General features: G+C 47.3%; 18 protein-coding genes and 1 riboswitch. Of the genes, 8 read left to right on the top strand and 10 right to left on the bottom strand.

Features of this window, described 5'->3' with window-relative positions:
- Positions 1 to 8: 8 nt before the first annotated feature.
- From P402_RS0102245 to P402_RS0102235, 3 genes are read right to left on the bottom strand one after another with little or no spacing between them, the layout of a single operon-like run.
- Positions 9 to 272: a hypothetical protein gene (locus P402_RS0102245; RefSeq protein ID WP_026827242.1), complete on the bottom strand. Its 264-nt coding sequence runs from the start codon at positions 270 to 272 to the stop codon at positions 9 to 11.
- A gap of 34 nt (positions 273 to 306) precedes the next feature.
- Entirely contained in the window at positions 307 to 801 is a 495-nt protein-coding gene (locus tag P402_RS0102240; RefSeq protein WP_026827241.1) for a hypothetical protein, read from the bottom strand.
- The gene (locus P402_RS0102235; protein WP_026827240.1) at positions 791 to 1,066 is read right to left on the bottom strand and encodes a 4a-hydroxytetrahydrobiopterin dehydratase; all 276 of its coding nucleotides are present in this window, start codon (positions 1,064 to 1,066) and stop codon (positions 791 to 793) included. The genes P402_RS0102240 and P402_RS0102235 overlap by 11 nt, the downstream gene beginning before the upstream one ends.
- A 166-nt stretch (positions 1,067 to 1,232) precedes the next feature.
- Here P402_RS0102235 and P402_RS0102230 point away from each other — a divergent pair, with 166 nt between their 5' ends.
- Both P402_RS0102230 and P402_RS0102225 read left to right on the top strand, forming a co-directional pair.
- The gene (locus P402_RS0102230; protein ID WP_026827239.1) at positions 1,233 to 1,766 is read left to right on the top strand and encodes a cysteine hydrolase family protein; all 534 of its coding nucleotides are present in this window, start codon (positions 1,233 to 1,235) and stop codon (positions 1,764 to 1,766) included.
- A 16-nt stretch (positions 1,767 to 1,782) separates the two neighbouring features.
- Positions 1,783 to 3,234 carry a nicotinate phosphoribosyltransferase gene (locus P402_RS0102225; RefSeq protein ID WP_026827238.1) on the top strand — a complete coding sequence of 484 codons (1,452 nt, stop codon included), beginning with the start codon at positions 1,783 to 1,785 and terminating at the stop codon, positions 3,232 to 3,234.
- A 26-nt stretch (positions 3,235 to 3,260) separates the two neighbouring features.
- Here the strand turns inward: P402_RS0102225 and P402_RS0102220 are convergent, their stop codons facing one another.
- Positions 3,261 to 3,590: a hypothetical protein gene (locus P402_RS0102220; RefSeq protein WP_026827237.1), complete on the bottom strand. Its 330-nt coding sequence runs from the start codon at positions 3,588 to 3,590 to the stop codon at positions 3,261 to 3,263.
- Positions 3,591 to 3,732: 142 nt separating this feature from the next.
- Between P402_RS0102220 and P402_RS0102215 the strand changes: the two genes are divergently transcribed.
- Positions 3,733 to 4,218, top strand: a complete 486-nt coding sequence (locus tag P402_RS0102215) for a YwpF family protein (protein WP_026827236.1) — start codon at positions 3,733 to 3,735, stop codon at positions 4,216 to 4,218.
- Here P402_RS0102215 and P402_RS0102210 read toward each other — a convergent pair.
- Together P402_RS0102210 and P402_RS0102205 are read right to left on the bottom strand one after the other, a co-directional pair.
- On the bottom strand, positions 4,215 to 4,805 hold the full coding sequence (locus P402_RS0102210) for a histidine phosphatase family protein (protein WP_026827235.1): 591 nt from the start codon (positions 4,803 to 4,805) through the stop codon (positions 4,215 to 4,217). The genes P402_RS0102215 and P402_RS0102210 overlap by 4 nt on opposite strands.
- A gap of 51 nt (positions 4,806 to 4,856) precedes the next feature.
- Positions 4,857 to 5,816 carry an alpha/beta hydrolase gene (locus tag P402_RS0102205; protein WP_026827234.1) on the bottom strand — a complete coding sequence of 320 codons (960 nt, stop codon included), beginning with the start codon at positions 5,814 to 5,816 and terminating at the stop codon, positions 4,857 to 4,859.
- Between the two features lie 176 nt (positions 5,817 to 5,992).
- Here P402_RS0102205 and P402_RS0102200 point away from each other — a divergent pair, with 176 nt between their 5' ends.
- Together P402_RS0102200 and P402_RS0102195 are read left to right on the top strand one after the other, a co-directional pair.
- Positions 5,993 to 6,946 carry a metal ABC transporter solute-binding protein, Zn/Mn family gene (locus P402_RS0102200; RefSeq protein WP_026827233.1) on the top strand — a complete coding sequence of 318 codons (954 nt, stop codon included), beginning with the start codon at positions 5,993 to 5,995 and terminating at the stop codon, positions 6,944 to 6,946.
- 68 nt (positions 6,947 to 7,014) lie between these two features.
- A riboswitch (SAM riboswitch) is annotated at positions 7,015 to 7,118 on the top strand.
- Between the two features lie 78 nt (positions 7,119 to 7,196).
- Complete coding sequence (locus P402_RS0102195) at positions 7,197 to 8,504, top strand: Na+/H+ antiporter NhaC family protein (protein WP_026827232.1); 1,308 nt, start codon at positions 7,197 to 7,199, stop codon at positions 8,502 to 8,504.
- A gap of 43 nt (positions 8,505 to 8,547) precedes the next feature.
- Here the strand turns inward: P402_RS0102195 and P402_RS16130 are convergent, their stop codons facing one another.
- Positions 8,548 to 8,748, bottom strand: coding sequence for a hypothetical protein (locus P402_RS16130; RefSeq protein ID WP_034769616.1), 201 nt, complete (start codon positions 8,746 to 8,748; stop codon positions 8,548 to 8,550).
- Between the two features lie 159 nt (positions 8,749 to 8,907).
- Between P402_RS16130 and P402_RS0102185 the strand changes: the two genes are divergently transcribed.
- Entirely contained in the window at positions 8,908 to 9,720 is an 813-nt protein-coding gene (locus P402_RS0102185; protein ID WP_026827231.1) for an aldo/keto reductase, read from the top strand.
- An 83-nt stretch (positions 9,721 to 9,803) separates the two neighbouring features.
- Here P402_RS0102185 and P402_RS0102180 read toward each other — a convergent pair whose 3' ends face one another.
- The 3 genes from P402_RS0102180 to P402_RS0102170 all read right to left on the bottom strand — a co-directional run bounded on the left by P402_RS0102180 (position 9,804) and on the right by P402_RS0102170 (position 14,502).
- Complete coding sequence (locus P402_RS0102180) at positions 9,804 to 10,265, bottom strand: hypothetical protein (RefSeq protein ID WP_026827230.1); 462 nt, start codon at positions 10,263 to 10,265, stop codon at positions 9,804 to 9,806.
- A gap of 117 nt (positions 10,266 to 10,382) precedes the next feature.
- Positions 10,383 to 11,828, bottom strand: coding sequence for an alanine/glycine:cation symporter family protein (locus P402_RS0102175; protein WP_026827229.1), 1,446 nt, complete (start codon positions 11,826 to 11,828; stop codon positions 10,383 to 10,385).
- Between the two features lie 226 nt (positions 11,829 to 12,054).
- Entirely contained in the window at positions 12,055 to 14,502 is a 2,448-nt protein-coding gene (locus P402_RS0102170; protein WP_026827228.1) for a CoA-disulfide reductase, read from the bottom strand.
- A gap of 209 nt (positions 14,503 to 14,711) precedes the next feature.
- Here P402_RS0102170 and P402_RS0102165 point away from each other — a divergent pair, with 209 nt between their 5' ends.
- Both P402_RS0102165 and P402_RS0102160 read left to right on the top strand, forming a co-directional pair.
- The gene (locus tag P402_RS0102165; protein WP_026827227.1) at positions 14,712 to 15,239 is read left to right on the top strand and encodes a YbjN domain-containing protein; all 528 of its coding nucleotides are present in this window, start codon (positions 14,712 to 14,714) and stop codon (positions 15,237 to 15,239) included.
- 151 nt (positions 15,240 to 15,390) lie between these two features.
- Positions 15,391 to 16,572, top strand: coding sequence for a hypothetical protein (locus P402_RS0102160; RefSeq protein WP_026827226.1), 1,182 nt, complete (start codon positions 15,391 to 15,393; stop codon positions 16,570 to 16,572).
- Positions 16,573 to 16,590: the final 18 nt, after the last annotated feature.

Here is a 16,590-nt window from a genome sequence, read left to right as displayed (position 1 = left end):
CTATTTGCTTATTTACGCAATGATTCCGCAAGATCTTTGATATCATCGATCAAGTTGTGGATTGTTTCTTGGTTATCTGTATATAAAGCGCGAAGTTCTTCAAAACGGCCTTTTGGATCTTGTTTAACAGCTGAAAGTTGTGTTCCCGCTCCGCCAAATGTACGTTTGACTGCAGCAAGTTGCGATTGACGTGTATCTTTATGAAGCATGGATAACGTGGCACCTACAAGTGCTCCACCAAGCGTTGCTACTAAAAAGTAATTCTTTTTCATCTGTTTTTTCCCCCTAGACTAATTTAACTGTTCATTAAAGTGGTTGTAAAAGCTGATACCGTTTCATGACTGGAGAAGGCGAAAATGACTTCCCTGCCTCTTCAGCATACTGGTCGACGGTCAGTCGTTCAACTGATTTCGCATAGCGCGAAGCATCCGTGTCATTGTTGAACTGAATTAACAAGACCAAATCCGTTCCACGCTCGACGCGGGCAATGCGAACGGCTTGGAAACTTTCGTATTCCGCACCCAGTACTTTCGGATCCGACATGACATGATGGACAAATAAATCACCGCTGTTCTGATCTGCCGGAATCGACCAGTAGAATAAACTGCCTTGTTCATCAAAATTACCGCGTGTCTCGAGTAACGTATACGTGTTGCCGCTTTGAAATGGGGACTTCCCTTCTGTTTCAATAAACAAAAGAGCTTCACCACTTCCACTTGCTGCCCGAATATGAGGATCACGGGATCGAATTTGATCGACAAAACTACCGCTACCAAATGTTATGGAAAGTTTAGATGGCATCACAGGCCTCCGCGAGTTCGAAGTCTTTGCTAGTCAGACCACCTGAATCGTGGGTCGTCGCAGCAAGCGTAACGTTCTTATAATCGATGATGATTCTCGGATGATGGTTGAGATGTTCCGCTATCGAACCAACCTCCTGTACAAAATCAAGTGCTGCCGGGAATGAATCCAATGTATAGACACGGACGATTTCGTCATCGACGACACGCCATTCCGCCAGTCCTTCTAGACGTTCTTCCACTTCATACTCATTCAACCTCTTCATGCCATTTTCCTCCTCCACCATATTATTTTCGTCCTATACCTTATACCCTACTTTTCTGGTTTCTTATACCTCTAGCGGATGGATTTCTTCCTTTTGTCTTCGGGCACAGATAGAGTACAATGTGAAGGAGAACACTATCTCCCAAAAAAGAAAGGGGCAGACGCTCATGCGTGCACTTATCGTGATTGATTATACGGTTGATTTTGTAGCCGATGAAGGAAAGTTGACGTGCGGAAAACCAGGACAGGCGATTGAAGGACGCATCGCTTCGCTGATGGATGAGTTTTCAGCTGAGGATTACGTCGTCATCGCAAACGATATCCATGAAGAAGGAGACACGTTCCATCCGGAAACCGTCCTCTTCCCACCACACAACATCCGTGGCACTCACGGCAGAGATCTCTTCGGACAAGTAGCTGAGATGGCACGTGTCGCAGATCATGTCATCGATAAAACACGGTATAGTGCTTTTGCCGGAACGGATCTTGATTTGCGGTTACGCGAACGTTCGATTCACGAAGTTCACCTCGTCGGTGTCTGTACGGACATTTGTGTCCTGCATACAGCGGTCGATGCCTACAATCTGGGATACAAAATCGTCGTCCATGCCGACGCTGTCGCAAGCTTTAACGCGGCCGGCCACGACTGGGCGCTTACACATTTTAAACAATCGATCGGCGCAGATGTCGTCGGCGAATAAGAAGGGATCTGTCTTCATGCTACAACGTAATCTTGCACTTCATACTGATCTTTATCTGCCACGGTGGATGTATATTTATTGGCAAGAAGGACGTCACAATGAACGAGCTGTCTTTGACGTCTACTATCGGTCGAACCCGTTCGAAGGCGGATACGTCGTCTTCGCCGGACTCGAAAACATCATCGAATATGTCCAGACACTTCGTTTTACAGAAGAAGACATTACGTATCTCCAAAAAATGATCGGTTTCCCGGACGAGTTCAAAGATGAGTTGCGAAACTTTAAATTTTCCGGTTCCATCTCGAGCGTCAAAGAGGGCGAAATCGTTTTCCCGAACGAACCACTCGTTCGGATCGAAGCCCGGATTTTCGAAGCGAAATTATTGCAGACTGCAATTTTGAATATCGCAAACCATGAATCCCTGATTGCCACGAAATATGCGCGGATCCGTCAATCGGCACCGGGAGCAAAATTCCTTGAGGCCGGAGCGCGTCGTGCCCAAGGTATCGATGCTGCTTATTTTGGAACCCGTGCTTCGTACTTAGCTGGATTTGATGTTACGAGCCTTGCTTCGGCCGGACGAGACTTCGGTATTCCGTGCGGCGGAACGATGGAACATGCCGATATTCAATTCCATGATGATGAATTGACGGCGTTCCGGACATTCGCTGCCTACTATCCTGATCAGGCGACACTACTCGTCGACACGTATGACACGCTGAAAAGCGGTTTGCCGAATGCCATCATCGTCGCGAAGGAGCTCGAAGCAAAAGGGCATAAATTGCGCGGCATTCGGATTGATTCCGGCGATTTATCTTACTTATCCAAACGGGCGCGGACAATGCTCGACGAAGCCGGATTCCCCGATGTCGACATCGTCTTATCCGGTGATCTCGATGAATACGTCATCCAGGATTTACGGATTCAAGGTGCGCAGGCGAATACGTTCCTCGTCGGGACGCGTGGTATCACGGCATACGAACAACCTGCACTCGGCATGGTCTATAAGCTGGTCGCACGTGAAGTAGACGGTGAGCTCGTTCCCGTCATCAAAGTCTCTTCTTCTAAAGCCAAAACGACGACGCCACACATCAAAGAAGTGTACCGGATTGTCGACCGTGTCACGAATAAGTTCAAAGGCGATTACGTAACGTTGCTCGACGAAGATCCGACTGATCTGGATTCAATCGACTTAATCGACGTCCGTGATCCGTCATTCCGAAACCGGATCGAGAACTTTAACGTCGAACGGTTGTTGACACCGATTTTCGTTGATGGTGAACTCATCTATTCCGTCCCGACCATTGAAGAAAGCCGCCAGTTCCACGAGCAGCAAATCGGCCGCCTGTGGGAAGAATACAAACGTCTCCGCCTGCCGGAAGTCTACGCCATCACCTTCAGCGACCGTCTCTGGAAACTGAAACTGGATATGATTCGCAACACACGGACTGCGAGCGGTCTCAAATAAATACCTGAAAATAAAAACAGCCTACTTCAGCTGAAGTGGGCTGTTTCATCTGGTGTAACTGTCATTTGGATTGCCGCTTGTTCCATTTGTTGACGAAAGTACCAAGCGAAACCAAGCGCACCTCCGATGAAAACGATATACGTAATCCGTTGACCGAACTCTGCCAAGGAATCCGCATAAAAAATACTGATTAAATGGTCGCTTCCACTGACGAGAAGCAAACAGGCAATCAGGAGCGCTATACGATAAGCAAGTGTCGGACGGTCTGTTGGTTCAGCATGCCAATACGAGATGATGTAATGGGCAAGTAAGATGATGCCAATGATTCCTAATACTCCTATCAGTGCTTGCGGCATAATGAACGGTCCTCCTGTTTCTAATTTCTAACTCCATTTAAACATAGTTCACTAAAAAATCCTCCCTAAAACTTTCCCACCGTTTGCCCGGTCACGGTATACTGAAGAAAATCTGTTGTTCATTCAACAAGGAGGCGTTTTCTTGAAAACCTTTAAATTGTGCACCTTACGTATTCTAATGGATGAATCCGGTCGGGATACAACGATTCCCGTTGCGATCAAAGATGGACTGACTGTCAGCACGGATCAGACGGCACAGTGGGTCGCTGAAATTGTCGTCCTCGAAAATGATCAACCGATCATCGACGAGTTGTTCGCTAAAAATTTACGTGCCTTGATTGAAATTACGATTTCCCGACCTGATAATGATCCGGCTGCCATGATTGTGACACCACTTGAATCGACTCCCTTAAGTGAAGGGGTATCGTATCTGTTCAAAGGAAAGATGGTCATGATGAAAAATGACTTGTCGGAATCCATCTTACGTGAAGTCGTCGAAGACCATTTCACCGGTGAAGCCTTGATTCAAGAATACAAAGACCGCCGCTCCAAACGCGGTGCCCACATTACGAGTATCGCGAAAGAAACATTTAAACAGTACCTGCACGAAAATCCGACTCTTTCTTAAGGACGTTTCGTGTAATCTACGATATGATCCGCGACATTGATCCGGTCAATCTCATACCGATCGGAGAAACGAATATAGTTCGCACATGCATTCTTAAGTGGTGTCCGGTAACTAAAACTATCATCAATCGAGGATAATGCAGCTTTGATCGTATGCGAATGACAGACGATCAACAGGCGTTGTCCTCGATATTTTTCTGTCAGTTCTTCAATTGCCGAAAACACGCGATGTTGGATTTCCTGTTCGGTTTCAAGTCCCGGTACACGCTCCGTATCATTCGCTTGGACGGCTTCGTAGATTCCGGCGACAGGCTGTCCAGATGCAACGCCAAATTCCCGTTCAACCAACCGTTCATCCGTCTCCGTCACATCCAGTCCGATCGAACGTCCGATGATTTCTGCCGTCTCGACTGCCCGCGATAAGGGGCTCGAAATCAAGACGTCCCATTTTTCTTCTGCCAGGTAAGCAGCGCTCATTCCAGCCTGCCACCGCCCAGTTTCATTAAGAGGGATGTCCTCCCGTCCTTGAATCCGCTCGTTTAAATTCCAATCCGTCTGACCATGACGCACTAAACAAATTTCTGTCATTTCACTGTCTCCTTCAAAAGAAATATCACTGATTGTATCATGTTTTCTTTTTTAATGAAGGGTCTCCCGGGGTGGCAAAGCCAGGACCTGACAGCTGAACGCTTCAATCCGTTCCAGCAACCGTTCGATTTTCAACGGATTTTCGGTTTGAGCAAAGCTCGCCAGTGAATGCGTGCCGTTCGGGAAGGAAAACAGCCGGACATCGGCTCCGACATCGGCTCCTTTTTCAACAAAATGTAGCGCTTGTGTAAAAGGGACAATCGGGTCTTTTTTTCCGTGCAATAACATGATCGGCGGTGAGTCCGCTGTCAGATGCGTTACCGGTGAAACACGTGTCATGAGTTCCCGCCATTCTTCCCGCCCTCCCCCATAAAACTTGATGTGGGCAATCCACGTTTGAATGAACTTGAACAGGAGAAAATTTGTCGGAGGATACAAGGCAATGACACCACTGATCAAGGGGAGGCGTTCGGCTGTTTGTTCGCCGATGAATTCCATCGGGGCAAGTGCCGTCGTCAACATTAACGCGGCACCGGCCGAGTCTCCCCACAACACCATTCGTCCCCGCATAATCCGTAAATCATCCGCTTCCTGATTTAAGAAACACAGCGCATCTCGAACATCTTCCAGATTATCCGGAAAATAGCTACCGTCCTCAAACAACCGATAATCGATGCTGCAAACTGCGATTCCGAGTTCCAAGAAACGTTCCACGATTGGTGTAAAGCAAAAGATATCATCCCGATTTCCTCTAACGAAGGCTCCCCCATGCGCATAAATCGCAACCGGGAAGGGACCATCACCCGGCGGATAATATAAATCCAACTTCAGTTCTTGTTCATTGACGGTTTTATACAAAGTCGTCCGGGGCGCGAGTTGGACTTCCGACAGCGGAAGGGCCGGTTCCGTCCAGCGCAATAAAGCACCGTAGTTGTTCCAGATACTCGCCCCGGCAGCAGCCGTCGTCAAGATCGCCGCTCCTCCCATCAGCCAAGCAGTTTCCCGTTTCACCTCATCACCTCCAAAGCTTGCTCTTGATTTCTGATCTTATTAGTCTTCTACCCGATTTATTTAGAAGCCGAACGTCTTCCCCGACTGGTACTTGACGCTTCGTTTTGGATTCGTTATAGTGAAAAGGTTCAAATCGGAATAATTACGTTTTAATATTTTTTGGAGGGTTTATTCATATGAAAAAATTAATTTCTGCTTTCACGGTTGCCTTTGCCAGTGCTGCTGTCCTTGCCGCCTGCGGTTCTTCCGAATCCGATCAAGGTGCGACCAATCAAAAGCTTCGCGTCTATACATCGACGTTCGCTACTGCGGCCATCGCCAAGGAAATTGGCGGAACGGACATCGACGTCCAGATGATCGTACCTCCAGGGGCAGATCCGCATTCATACGAACCGACGTCTAAACAACTGACGGAAATTGCACAAGGTGATCTGTTCCTCTTAACCGGGACGACGCTTGAGCCGTACTCGAAAAAAATCAAAGCCAGTCTTAAAGGCAACGATGTCCGCTTCGTCGAGACCAGCAAAGGAATCGACCTGCTGGAAGCGAATGCCACGCTTCATGAGCATGAAGGACATACCGGCGAACATGCGGAAGAAGGACATGATCACGGCAAATTTGACCCTCATGTCTGGCTCGATCCGAACAATGCCAAAGTGATGGCGCAATCGATTACGACGGCGCTCGCTAAAGAGGTACCTGATAAAAAAGCAGCGTTCGAGAAAAATCTCACCGCCTTCAATACCCAGGCAGATGATCTTGATCAAAACCTGCAACAGGCCGTTAATAAGGGATCGAAAAAAGAATTACTCGTCACACATGCGGCTTACGGATATTTAGCAGAACGCTACGGTTTCTCGCAATTACCGATTGCCGGTATCTCACCGTCGGACGAGCCTTCGCAAAAGCAACTGGCGGCGATCGTCAAGGAAGCCAAGTTACACGACTTGAAGTATATCGCTTTCGAAGAAACGGTTTCTCCGAAAGTCGCCCGTGTCATCCAACAGGAAATCGGAGCGGAAGCGATTACGATTCACAACCTCGAGTCCGTCACGAAAGAGCAGCAAAAGGCTTCCTATTTTGACTTGATGAATGAAAATGTGGCGACACTCAAACAAGCACTGCAGTGAAGTAGTGTTGACATGCATTAAAAGATACGTTACGGTAGAAAACGTATTTCAGACAATTAAATGACTTCTTTTTATCGCGAGAGACGGAGGGACTGGCCCGATGATGTTTCGGCAGCGGACGATTAAATCGTACTGTGCCAAATCCAGCAAGCTGAGGCTTGAGAGATAAGAAGAGCGTCTTTTTCAGTAAAGACCTCCTTCTTTCTTGCGAAGGAGTCTTTTTTTGTACACGTAGAAAAGGAGTGATTTTATGAACGAGACGATTACACCGAACAAATGGGCACTTCTACCGTTGCTTGTCTTTTTAGTTCTTTTTATCGGTGCCGGAATTTTTTACAATGATTTTTACAAATTCCCGATTCTGATTGCTGCTTTGATTGCCTTGATTTTTGCGGCGGTCACAACAAAGGGCAGCATCAATCAAACCGTGGAACGGATTGCGACGGGGGCCGGAAATCCGGACATCATGATTATGGTCTTTATCTTCCTACTCGCCGGTGCCTTTTCTGGAACGGCAGATGCAATCGGCGCAATTGAAGCGACCGTCAATGCATCATTAACATTTTTACCCCCGTCCCTCTTGATGAGCGGGCTGTTCATCATCGCCGCCTTCATCTCGATGGCGATGGGTACTTCCACCGGTACGATCGCAGCACTTGCACCGATTGCTCTCGGAATCCATGAAGCAACCGGTGTCAATGTCGCAATTGCCGCAGCAGCTGTCGTCGGTGGTGCAATGTTCGGCGATAACTTGTCGTTCATTTCCGATACAACGATTGCAGCGGTACGGACGCAAAAAACCAACATGCGCGATAAATTCCGAACCAACTTCATGATCGTCTTGCCGGCAGCAATCCTGACGGTCATCATCTTGGCTTTCGTCTCAGGTACAGGAGACGTCGTCGAAGCAAAAGCGTTTGAGTTTTATAAATTGATTCCGTATCTGTCTGTCATCGTCCTCGCCTTGTTTGGTGTCAACGTCATCCTCGTCTTAGTCGGCGGAACCGTTTTGACGGGAATCATCGGTATGATTGACGGAAGCTTCGGCTTAAGCGGCTTCGTCCTGTCGATGTCTGAAGGATTGATGGGGATGGCAGAAATTTCGATTTTGACGTTATTAATGGGCGGACTCGTCAGCCTAATCACCTTTAACGGCGGGATTGCTTACCTGAAAGAAACGCTGACGCGGAAAATCTCACAACGCCGCGGTGCGGAATTCAGTATGGCGGCACTCGTCAGTGCAACGAATCTCGCGACAGCGAACAATACGATTTCGATTCTTGTCGCCGGACCACTCGCTGCGGAAATCGCCGATACGTATGATATTGATCGGAAGAAATCCGCCAGTATTCTCGACATCTTCTCGTGCGGTATCCAAGGAATTATCCCTTACGGAGCCCAGTTGCTGATTGCAGCGGAATTAACGAAAACGGCTTCCCCGGAACTGATTCCCTATCTGTTTTATCCGTTCCTGCTTTTCGTTTGCGGATCTCTTGCCATCGTCTTCGGCTTCCCGCGTCGAAAAACAGCTGATGTGCGTAAAAAAAATGTTTCGTAAAAAATACAAGACCCGTCGCTTTTGCGACGGGTCTTGTATTGACTTATTTTTTCTGGTCTTGGCGGTTGAGAATGAAATACGCAATCGCCGGAAGCGGGAACTGAATTAGTCCAGCGCCTCCCCAAACCCACGGATTACGCCCAGTCTTCCGGGCACCGAGGAACAAGAATGTCGCTTGCGCCCCCAACAGTGCCGCGATACCGGCCCATACACCTTTTGGTACGTTTTTAACAGCTCGTTTCATACAAAATACACCTCTTTTCCTCTAGGGATTTACCCTCCTCTTTTCGCTTTCTAACCGGCTTTTTCCTCCCTTGAGCGTTGAAACGGACGTTCTTGCTTGTTCATGCTAAACTAAACGAGCAATTCCATATTCTCGTTTCATTAAAGGAGGAGTATACACATGCAATACGCAAAACTTTCAAATGGTGTCACAATTCCACAAATCGGATTCGGTGTCTGGCAAGTCGATGAAGAGACGGAAGCACCGGCTGCCGTCGCAGAAGCCATTCGTGTCGGTTACCGTCATATTGATACGGCTGCCGTTTACAAAAACGAACGTGGTGTTGCTAAAGGAATTAAAGAAAGCGGCGTGAACCGTGAAGATCTCTTCTTAACGTCTAAAGTATGGAACGATGATATTCGTGCCGGACGAACTAAAGAAGCTTTCGCAGAGTCACTGGAACGTCTTGAGACCGACTACCTTGATCTTTATCTGATCCACTGGCCGGTTGAAGGATATATCGAAGCCTGGAAAGCCATGGTTGAGCTTTACGAAGCCGGAAAGATTAAAGCAATCGGTGTATCGAACTTTAAAGAACATCACCTTGATACACTTGCTGAAGAAGGATTAATGACACCTATGATCAATCAGGTCGAACTTCATCCGCAACTTCCGCAACATGAACTGCATGAATACTTGCAGGACAACGGTATTCAAGTTGAAGCGTGGAGCCCACTCATGCAAGGAAAATTCCTCGAAATCAACGACTTCAAGGAAATTGCCGAAAAACACGGTAAGTCCCCTTCACAAGTCGTCTTACGCTGGCACCTGGATAACGGCATCGTTGCCCTTCCGAAATCGGTCACACCTGAACGGATTGCGGAAAACTTTGACGTCTTTGATTTCCAACTCGATGCCGATGATCTCGAAAAGATTGATCGTTTGGCAACGGAAGTTCGTCTTGGACCAGATCCAGACGAAATCGACTTTTAAGCATCGACTTTACACATACAGGAAAGAGAGGCGGATGTCACATCCCCCTCTCTTTTTCTATATGGAGTTGTACAAGGAAATCCTTATACATAATAGACGAGAATCGTATCCTGCGCTTCTTCCGCCTGGTGAAAATAGGCGCGTAGATTCCCGAATTGTTCCCAAACCTCATCGAATTCACCTTGTCGGCCGGCTTCCTGATAAATGACTTCAAGCGCTTGTCGATCAAAGTTCCGCATGACCTCCGACGAAATGATGAGAAGCGGTAAGGGAAGGATACCGACGATCGCTGCATGCTCTTCATTGACAATCAACTCTTCACCGACGATTGCCCGTCCCAGATTGTAATGGGTCTCCTGATCAATGAAGATATCAATTTGACTCATTAATTGATAAAGTGATGTCGTCTCCTCGAGTGCAAATAACTGTTCATGATCAGGTTGTGTTTCATGGATGAATAAAATCCAGTCCATGATGATATGTGGATCATCGCCAAACGAATCCCAAACGGCATCCGCGACTCGAACATAATGTACGTTCTCCATCCTCCCCCTCCTTTCCGACCGTTTTTTTTAGTATTCCCATTTTTGTACCGCTTTAGTAACGATTATCAAAATCTCTCCAGACAAAAAAAGGACCAGATGACTCTGATCCTTCTCGCGTTAAATCGCCTTTTCTTTTTGATCTTCATCCTGCCACGCTTCAAGCGATTCTTTTCCCGGAAGATTCGGAATCGAATCTTTATGGAAACGGGGTTCTTGACCGTCTTTACGTTGTACTAAATAATCATCAAGTGCCAGCTTCGCAACTTTCGATAATCGGAAAATCGCATACAAATTGACGATTGCCATCAAGCCCATGAAGATATCCGCGAGCGCCCAAACAAGTCCAGCCGTTTGAACGAGCGAACCAAACACAACCATGCCAAGGACAATGATACGATACACCATCATGATTTTTTTATTATCGTTGATGAAACTGATATTGGATTCACCGTAATAATAATTTCCGACAATCGAACTGAAGGCAAACAAGAAAATCGCGAGCGCCATAAATGCAGTGGCCAACGGACCGACCTGAGAAGCAAGTGCCCCTTGCGCCAAATCGATTCCGGCGACAGGTACTCCACTCGCATCCTTGGTCGCAACACCACTGACTAACACAATCATCGCTGTCGAAGAACAGACGAGCAGTGTATCGACAAAAACCGCAAACGATTGAATCAAACCTTGTTTGACGGGATGGGAAACTTCTGCCGTTGCAGCAGCATTCGGTGCTGAACCCATACCGGCTTCATTCGAGAAGAGACCACGACGGATGCCGTTTAAGACCGCTGCCCCGATTGCTCCACCGGCAAGTGTTTTAAATTCGAGTAATCCTTCTTGGAAAATCAGACCGAAGACGTTCGGTAACGCTTCTAGATTCGTCACCATGATGTAGAGGGCAATCAAGATGTATCCTCCTGCCATGATCGGGACGAGGAAGGCTGATACGGTCGCAATGCTTCGGACACCGCCGAAGATGACGAGTGCCGTCAACAGGACAAGTCCAACCGTAATCCATGTTTTATCCACTCCGTACTGACTTTGAAGCGATAATGAAATCGTATTTGACTGGACTGAGTTAAAGACGAAGCCAAACGAAATCGTAATCAAGATACTGAACACGACTCCGAGCCAGCGCTGTCCGAGCGCTTTTTCCATGTAATACGCCGGACCACCCCGCCATGCTTTTTCATCACGCACTTTATAAATCTGAGCGAGCGTACTCTCGACGAATGCAGAAGCCGAACCGATTAAGGCAATCAACCACATCCAAAAGACCGCACCTGGTCCACCGAGCGCAATGGCTGTCGCGACGCCGGCAATATTGCCGGTTCCGACACGTGCCGCTGTGCTGATGGCGAAGGCTTGGAACGGTGACACACCGTCTTTCCCTTTATCCGTTCCTTGGAACAACAGTCGCAACATTTCCGGAATCATCCGAAACTGGACAAATCCCATTCGAATCGTAAAATAAATTCCTAAACCGACCAACAAGATGATCAAGACACTCGACCATAACAAGTCGTTAATCCTACCGATTAAATCCATCAGTTGTTTTTCCACAGATGTTCCCCCTTATTTTAACGTTCGATCATGTAACCTTTTTTCACATGTTTTCTATGATACGAAAATAATTTCAGAAAATCAAATTCATTTTCTTCTTTTAGATCGTTCAAGTACGTAAAAAATCACGAAACCTAACATCTGATGTTAGGTTTAACGTAAAAAACAAGCCTCCGTGGAAGGGAGGCTTGTTGAGAATATCTTTATTATTTAATAATCGAATACATCAGATGAACAGATTCAGGTTGGCGTCATCTGTAGCTCCAAGGTAACTCGCGACACCACCATAATCGATGCCATCCAATAATTCTTCTTTTTTGATTCCCATGATGTCCATCGACATCGTGCAGGCAATCATTCGGACACCGGCTGCTTGCGCCTTCGCCATCATTGTCTCTAACGCATCGACCTGTTTATCCTTCATGACTTTTTTCATCATTTTTTGACCGGCCCCGCCCATATTCATGTTCGAGAGCGGCAGATCGCCGGCATGTTTCGGCATCATCATGCCCATCATCCGTTCCATCGGTGCCTTCTCAACGGATGGTGCGTCCGGTTTCCGAATAACATTCAGTCCCCAGAACGTAAAGAACATCGTCACTTGTTTCCCCATCGCCCGAGCACCTTGCGCGATGACAAACGATGCAAGTGCTTTATCGAGGTCTCCGCTGAAGACGACCATCGTCGCATCGTCCGCCTTCGTGACGTCAGATCGGACCGGCTCTGCCGTTGCCGTTCCTTTTTCAAGCAAGACTTCGACGATTCCCTTGTTCATTTCCGCCGTATGGACGGTATGCCCGAGTTTTTTTGCCCACGCTTGAACATCCGGCAGGAATCCGGGATCGGATGCTTTAACGAAGACTTGGTCTCCATCCTGTAATTGATCGATTTTCGTTTTCAACTCCAAAATCGGTCCCGGGCACTGTAAACCGCATGTATCCAGTAACGTAATCTGTTCTTTTGTTACTTGTTTCGGCTCACTTTTTATCGTCGTCACAGCTGTTTCCTCCCGTACTTGGCTTCTCGCTTCGCGGTCACGGTTGACCGTCGCCCACGTTTTATAGCCGCCACTCAAGTTTTTGACAGTAAATCCGTTCTGTTTGAGCAATTGACTCGCGACATAGCCACGAAGTCCGACCTGACACGTCACGTAAATCATCTGATCTTTTGGTAATTCGTCAAGCGACTGGCGTAACGTCGGTAAGGAGATGTTGACGGATCCCGGAATCGAACCGAGTTCATTTTCGGAAGGTTCCCGGACATCCAGCAACAGTCCGCCGTCCGCGACAATCTGATCAATCTCGTGCCAGTGAACATTTTCGCTGTCCCCGAGTACGATATTCGAGGCAATATATCCTGCCATGTTGACCGGATCTTTTGCCGAACTATAAGGAGGCGCATACGACAGTTCAAGATCGGGAAGATCAAGGACAGTCAATCCGCCCTTAATGGCTGTTGCCAAAACATCGATTCGTTTCTCGACACCTGTCATCCCAATCGCTTGTGCACCAAAGATCGTTCCGTCCACCGGATCAAATAAGAGTTTCATCGAGATCGGACTGGCCCCTGGATAATAACCGGCATGTGACCCGGGGTGAAGATGAATGGCTTCATAACGGCGGCCCGACTGACGGAGTCGTTTTTCGTTGTTCCCCGTGGCAGCGACCGTCAAATCAAACACTTTTGCGACCGCTGTTCCGAGCGTTCCCGTATAACGGACATCTCGTCCGGCAATGATGTCAGCGACGAGACGGCCCTGCCGGTTTGCCGGCCAAGCAAGCGGAACGTGAACCGGTTCCCCTGTAATGTAGTCTTTGACTTCAATCGCATCACCAATCGCAAAAATTGAAGGGTCCGATGTCCGTAACGTCTCATCGACTTGAATCGTCTGTTTAATCCCTAATTCGAGTCCGGCCTCTGAAGCCAAGTTGCTTTCCGGCATGACACCGATTGATAAGATATTCATTTCTGTCTGAATCGTTTTTCCGCTCGTCAAGACCACACGGGTCCCTTCTTCTTCAAAACGTGCCACGCCGTCCGCTAAAATCAGCTCGACACCTTTCGCCCGCAAATGTTCATGGACGATGGCTGCCATTTCCGGATCGACGGGTGCCATGACTTGATCTGACATCTCGACTAAGGTCACACGCGCTCCGCGCTCGGCTAAATTTTCCGCCATTTCAAGACCAATGAACCCGCCGCCGATGACAGTCGCATGCGCCGGACGTGCTTCGTCGACATACTGGCGCATCTTATCGGTATCGGGAATATTACGTAACGTAAAGACATTCGTTGCTTCCGCTAAGCCCGGAATGCCAGGACGGATCGGTTTTGCGCCTGGTGACAAAATTAACTGGTCGTATGTTTCGTCGTACTCTTCTCCCGTATCCACTTTACGAATCGTCACCGTTTTTTGCTCACGATTGATTCGGATCGCTTCAGACAAATTCCGGACGTCCAGATTGAATCGTGCGTTCATTCCTTCCGGTGTTTGAACCAACAGTTTATTCCGGTCTTTAATGACGTCCCCGATATAGTACGGGAGTCCACAGTTCGCAAAAGAAATTTCTTTTCCCCGTTCTAAAAGAATGATTTCTGCTGTTTCGTCCAATCGACGTAATCGCGCCGCCGCCGTTGCTCCACCAGCTACTCCACCTACAATGATCGTTTTCATTCCGTCTTCCTCCTTAAGTAGAATCCATTATTGTCTATGTGTACCAATATACCCATTCAGGTATACCTTTTCAAGTTATCTGTTCGTTCATTCACAAAGATGTCTTACTTTAAAATGAAAATGTTCCTTTGAGGATAACGGACATTAGTTGCAATTCCATCTAAAATGCTTGAAACTGAGATTACAGTATTTATAAGGGGGATTTAATCATGGACCAGGATCGTAACTCAAAAGACACGAACGATAACAAAGTCACACCGATCAACCAAAACATTCAGCCGGAAACAAATGAAAACGGGGTAACGGCTGTGCAACAACAATATCTGGAAGAATTCCAAGCTTTCTTAGTCGAAAAAGGCATCCCGATGGAAGCACGTGAAAACGAGACACACGTTTTCTTCATGACGCAGGAAAAAACACCATCAGGCGCTGAGCCGATGATGATGATCGTCTTCAGTAAAACAGCGACCGACGTCGAGTTATTTGCCCGTACAATCACACACGTACCGGACGGTGTCGAAGACCTCCCAATCTTAAATGCGATTAACGACTTTAACCAAGAATTCAAATACTTCCGTGTTGTCCTCGACAGCGACCGTGATGTCACGATTGCTTCAACGATCGATTTGGACCACGGCTTTAATCCGGCAGCAATCTTCGGACACTCTGTCATGATGTTCCAAGCTTCCGATGAAGTATTCGCTTATCTTACGAAATTGTATGACCAAGTTCAGTAAAACATCACCTTAAAATGGCTTCCGAGACTTCTCGGGAGCCATTTTTTTCATTTTGAAGTTCAATTGACAATGAGAATTATTCTCGCTATAGTTAGATTTGTGAAAACGACATCATTTATAACACAATCATCTTATTCTGGGGGAATAGATTATGAAAAAACGATTAAAAGTAGCATCACTCTTCATTACAGCAGGACTGCTTGCTGCTTGCGGGAATAGCGAAGACACAACGACGGCTCCTAAAAAAGAGAAAACGGAGCAAACATCGGAGACGAAAACAAACGCTGGTATTGCGGCAACGACTTTAAAAGATGAACTAACCATCTTCAGTTCCATCAAGGCCGAGCTCGATAAAGCCAAAGAAGGTCAAGCGATTGACTGGAAAATGGTCCAGACAAGCTATGACTCGAAATTAAAAGGCGGCGTCACGACGGCTGCCCCTGAAATCGAAGAAGTCATCAGTTCCGCACTAGCGGGTGTCGAATCAAAAGAGCTGGATGAGAACGTTGCCCGTCAACTTGTCGACAAAGGCATTCAGTCTTACTTCTATAAACTCCAAAAATCAACACAAGCGACAGCGGAAGAAGCCGTTGCTGCCGGCAAAACGGATGAAGCGGCAGCTGCGCTCAACGATATTAAAGACATGTCAGAAACGGTCTTCATTCCGACTGCCGAAAAACGGGATGCAAGTTACGGCTTTAAAAACGAAGACTCCATTGCTCAAGCCATCAATTCCGGGTTGACGGCACAGGAAGAAGCGATCACGGCGAAAAAGCCTGCTGATTTCAATGTCGCGAAACAGTTGACGGATAAATCAATCTACCGTTCGTTCTATCTTGCCGCTCTCGGGTACGCTCAAAAAATCGAGGATGGCGTCAAAGCCGGAACGGATGAAAAAGAATTACAGATGGAGCAAGCGGAAGGATACGGTTTCTTACTTGCCATCGAGGAATCACTTGCCGGTGGCGATGAAGAAGCCGTCGCGAAATTAAAAGACCTCTATGACTTCTCAAAAACAAAACCAGCAGACGTCAAGTTCAAAGAAGTGGAAAGCTTATTCGCTAAAGCATTAACGGAAAAAATTGACGGCTACCACGAAGAAACACAAGAAGCACTTGAGAAAAAAGACGTCGATACGGCACGGGTCGAGGCGATGGAAGCAAACATGTTCGTCATCGCAATGAAACCGACACTTGAGAGCCGTCTCGGAAAAGAGCAAGCCAGCACGGTGTTGTCTGACGCCAACGCTTGGTATGCCCTTGTCGAAAAAGGTGACCTGAAAGCCGAAACGACAGGTGATAAAATCGTTGACGCGTTAGAGCCACTCAACTAATTGATTGGAATCGGAGGA

The sequence above is a fragment of the Exiguobacterium sibiricum 7-3 genome (genome assembly GCF_000620865.1).
Classification (GTDB): domain Bacteria; phylum Bacillota; class Bacilli; order Exiguobacteriales; family Exiguobacteriaceae; genus Exiguobacterium_A; species Exiguobacterium_A sibiricum_A.
Note: the sequence above shows the minus strand (reverse complement) of the source record. Positions and strands in the feature narration are given on the sequence as shown.

Coding starts and splice junctions, on each gene's coding strand:
- P402_RS0102240 (WP_026827241.1), bottom strand. CDS start 801: ATGCCATCTAAACTTTCCATAACATTTGGTAGCGGTAGTTTTGTCGAT.
- P402_RS0102185 (WP_026827231.1), top strand. CDS start 8,908: ATGCAATACGCAAAACTTTCAAATGGTGTCACAATTCCACAAATCGGA.
- P402_RS0102180 (WP_026827230.1), bottom strand. CDS start 10,265: ATGGAGAACGTACATTATGTTCGAGTCGCGGATGCCGTTTGGGATTCG.
- P402_RS0102220 (WP_026827237.1), bottom strand. CDS start 3,590: ATGCCGCAAGCACTGATAGGAGTATTAGGAATCATTGGCATCATCTTA.
- P402_RS0102245 (WP_026827242.1), bottom strand. CDS start 272: ATGAAAAAGAATTACTTTTTAGTAGCAACGCTTGGTGGAGCACTTGTA.
- P402_RS0102160 (WP_026827226.1), top strand. CDS start 15,391: ATGAAAAAACGATTAAAAGTAGCATCACTCTTCATTACAGCAGGACTG.
- P402_RS0102210 (WP_026827235.1), bottom strand. CDS start 4,805: ATGACAGAAATTTGTTTAGTGCGTCATGGTCAGACGGATTGGAATTTA.
- P402_RS0102200 (WP_026827233.1), top strand. CDS start 5,993: ATGAAAAAATTAATTTCTGCTTTCACGGTTGCCTTTGCCAGTGCTGCT.
- P402_RS0102195 (WP_026827232.1), top strand. CDS start 7,197: ATGAACGAGACGATTACACCGAACAAATGGGCACTTCTACCGTTGCTT.
- P402_RS0102230 (WP_026827239.1), top strand. CDS start 1,233: ATGCGTGCACTTATCGTGATTGATTATACGGTTGATTTTGTAGCCGAT.
- P402_RS16130 (WP_034769616.1), bottom strand. CDS start 8,748: ATGAAACGAGCTGTTAAAAACGTACCAAAAGGTGTATGGGCCGGTATC.
- P402_RS0102235 (WP_026827240.1), bottom strand. CDS start 1,066: ATGAAGAGGTTGAATGAGTATGAAGTGGAAGAACGTCTAGAAGGACTG.
- P402_RS0102170 (WP_026827228.1), bottom strand. CDS start 14,502: ATGAAAACGATCATTGTAGGTGGAGTAGCTGGTGGAGCAACGGCGGCG.
- P402_RS0102165 (WP_026827227.1), top strand. CDS start 14,712: ATGGACCAGGATCGTAACTCAAAAGACACGAACGATAACAAAGTCACA.
- P402_RS0102225 (WP_026827238.1), top strand. CDS start 1,783: ATGCTACAACGTAATCTTGCACTTCATACTGATCTTTATCTGCCACGG.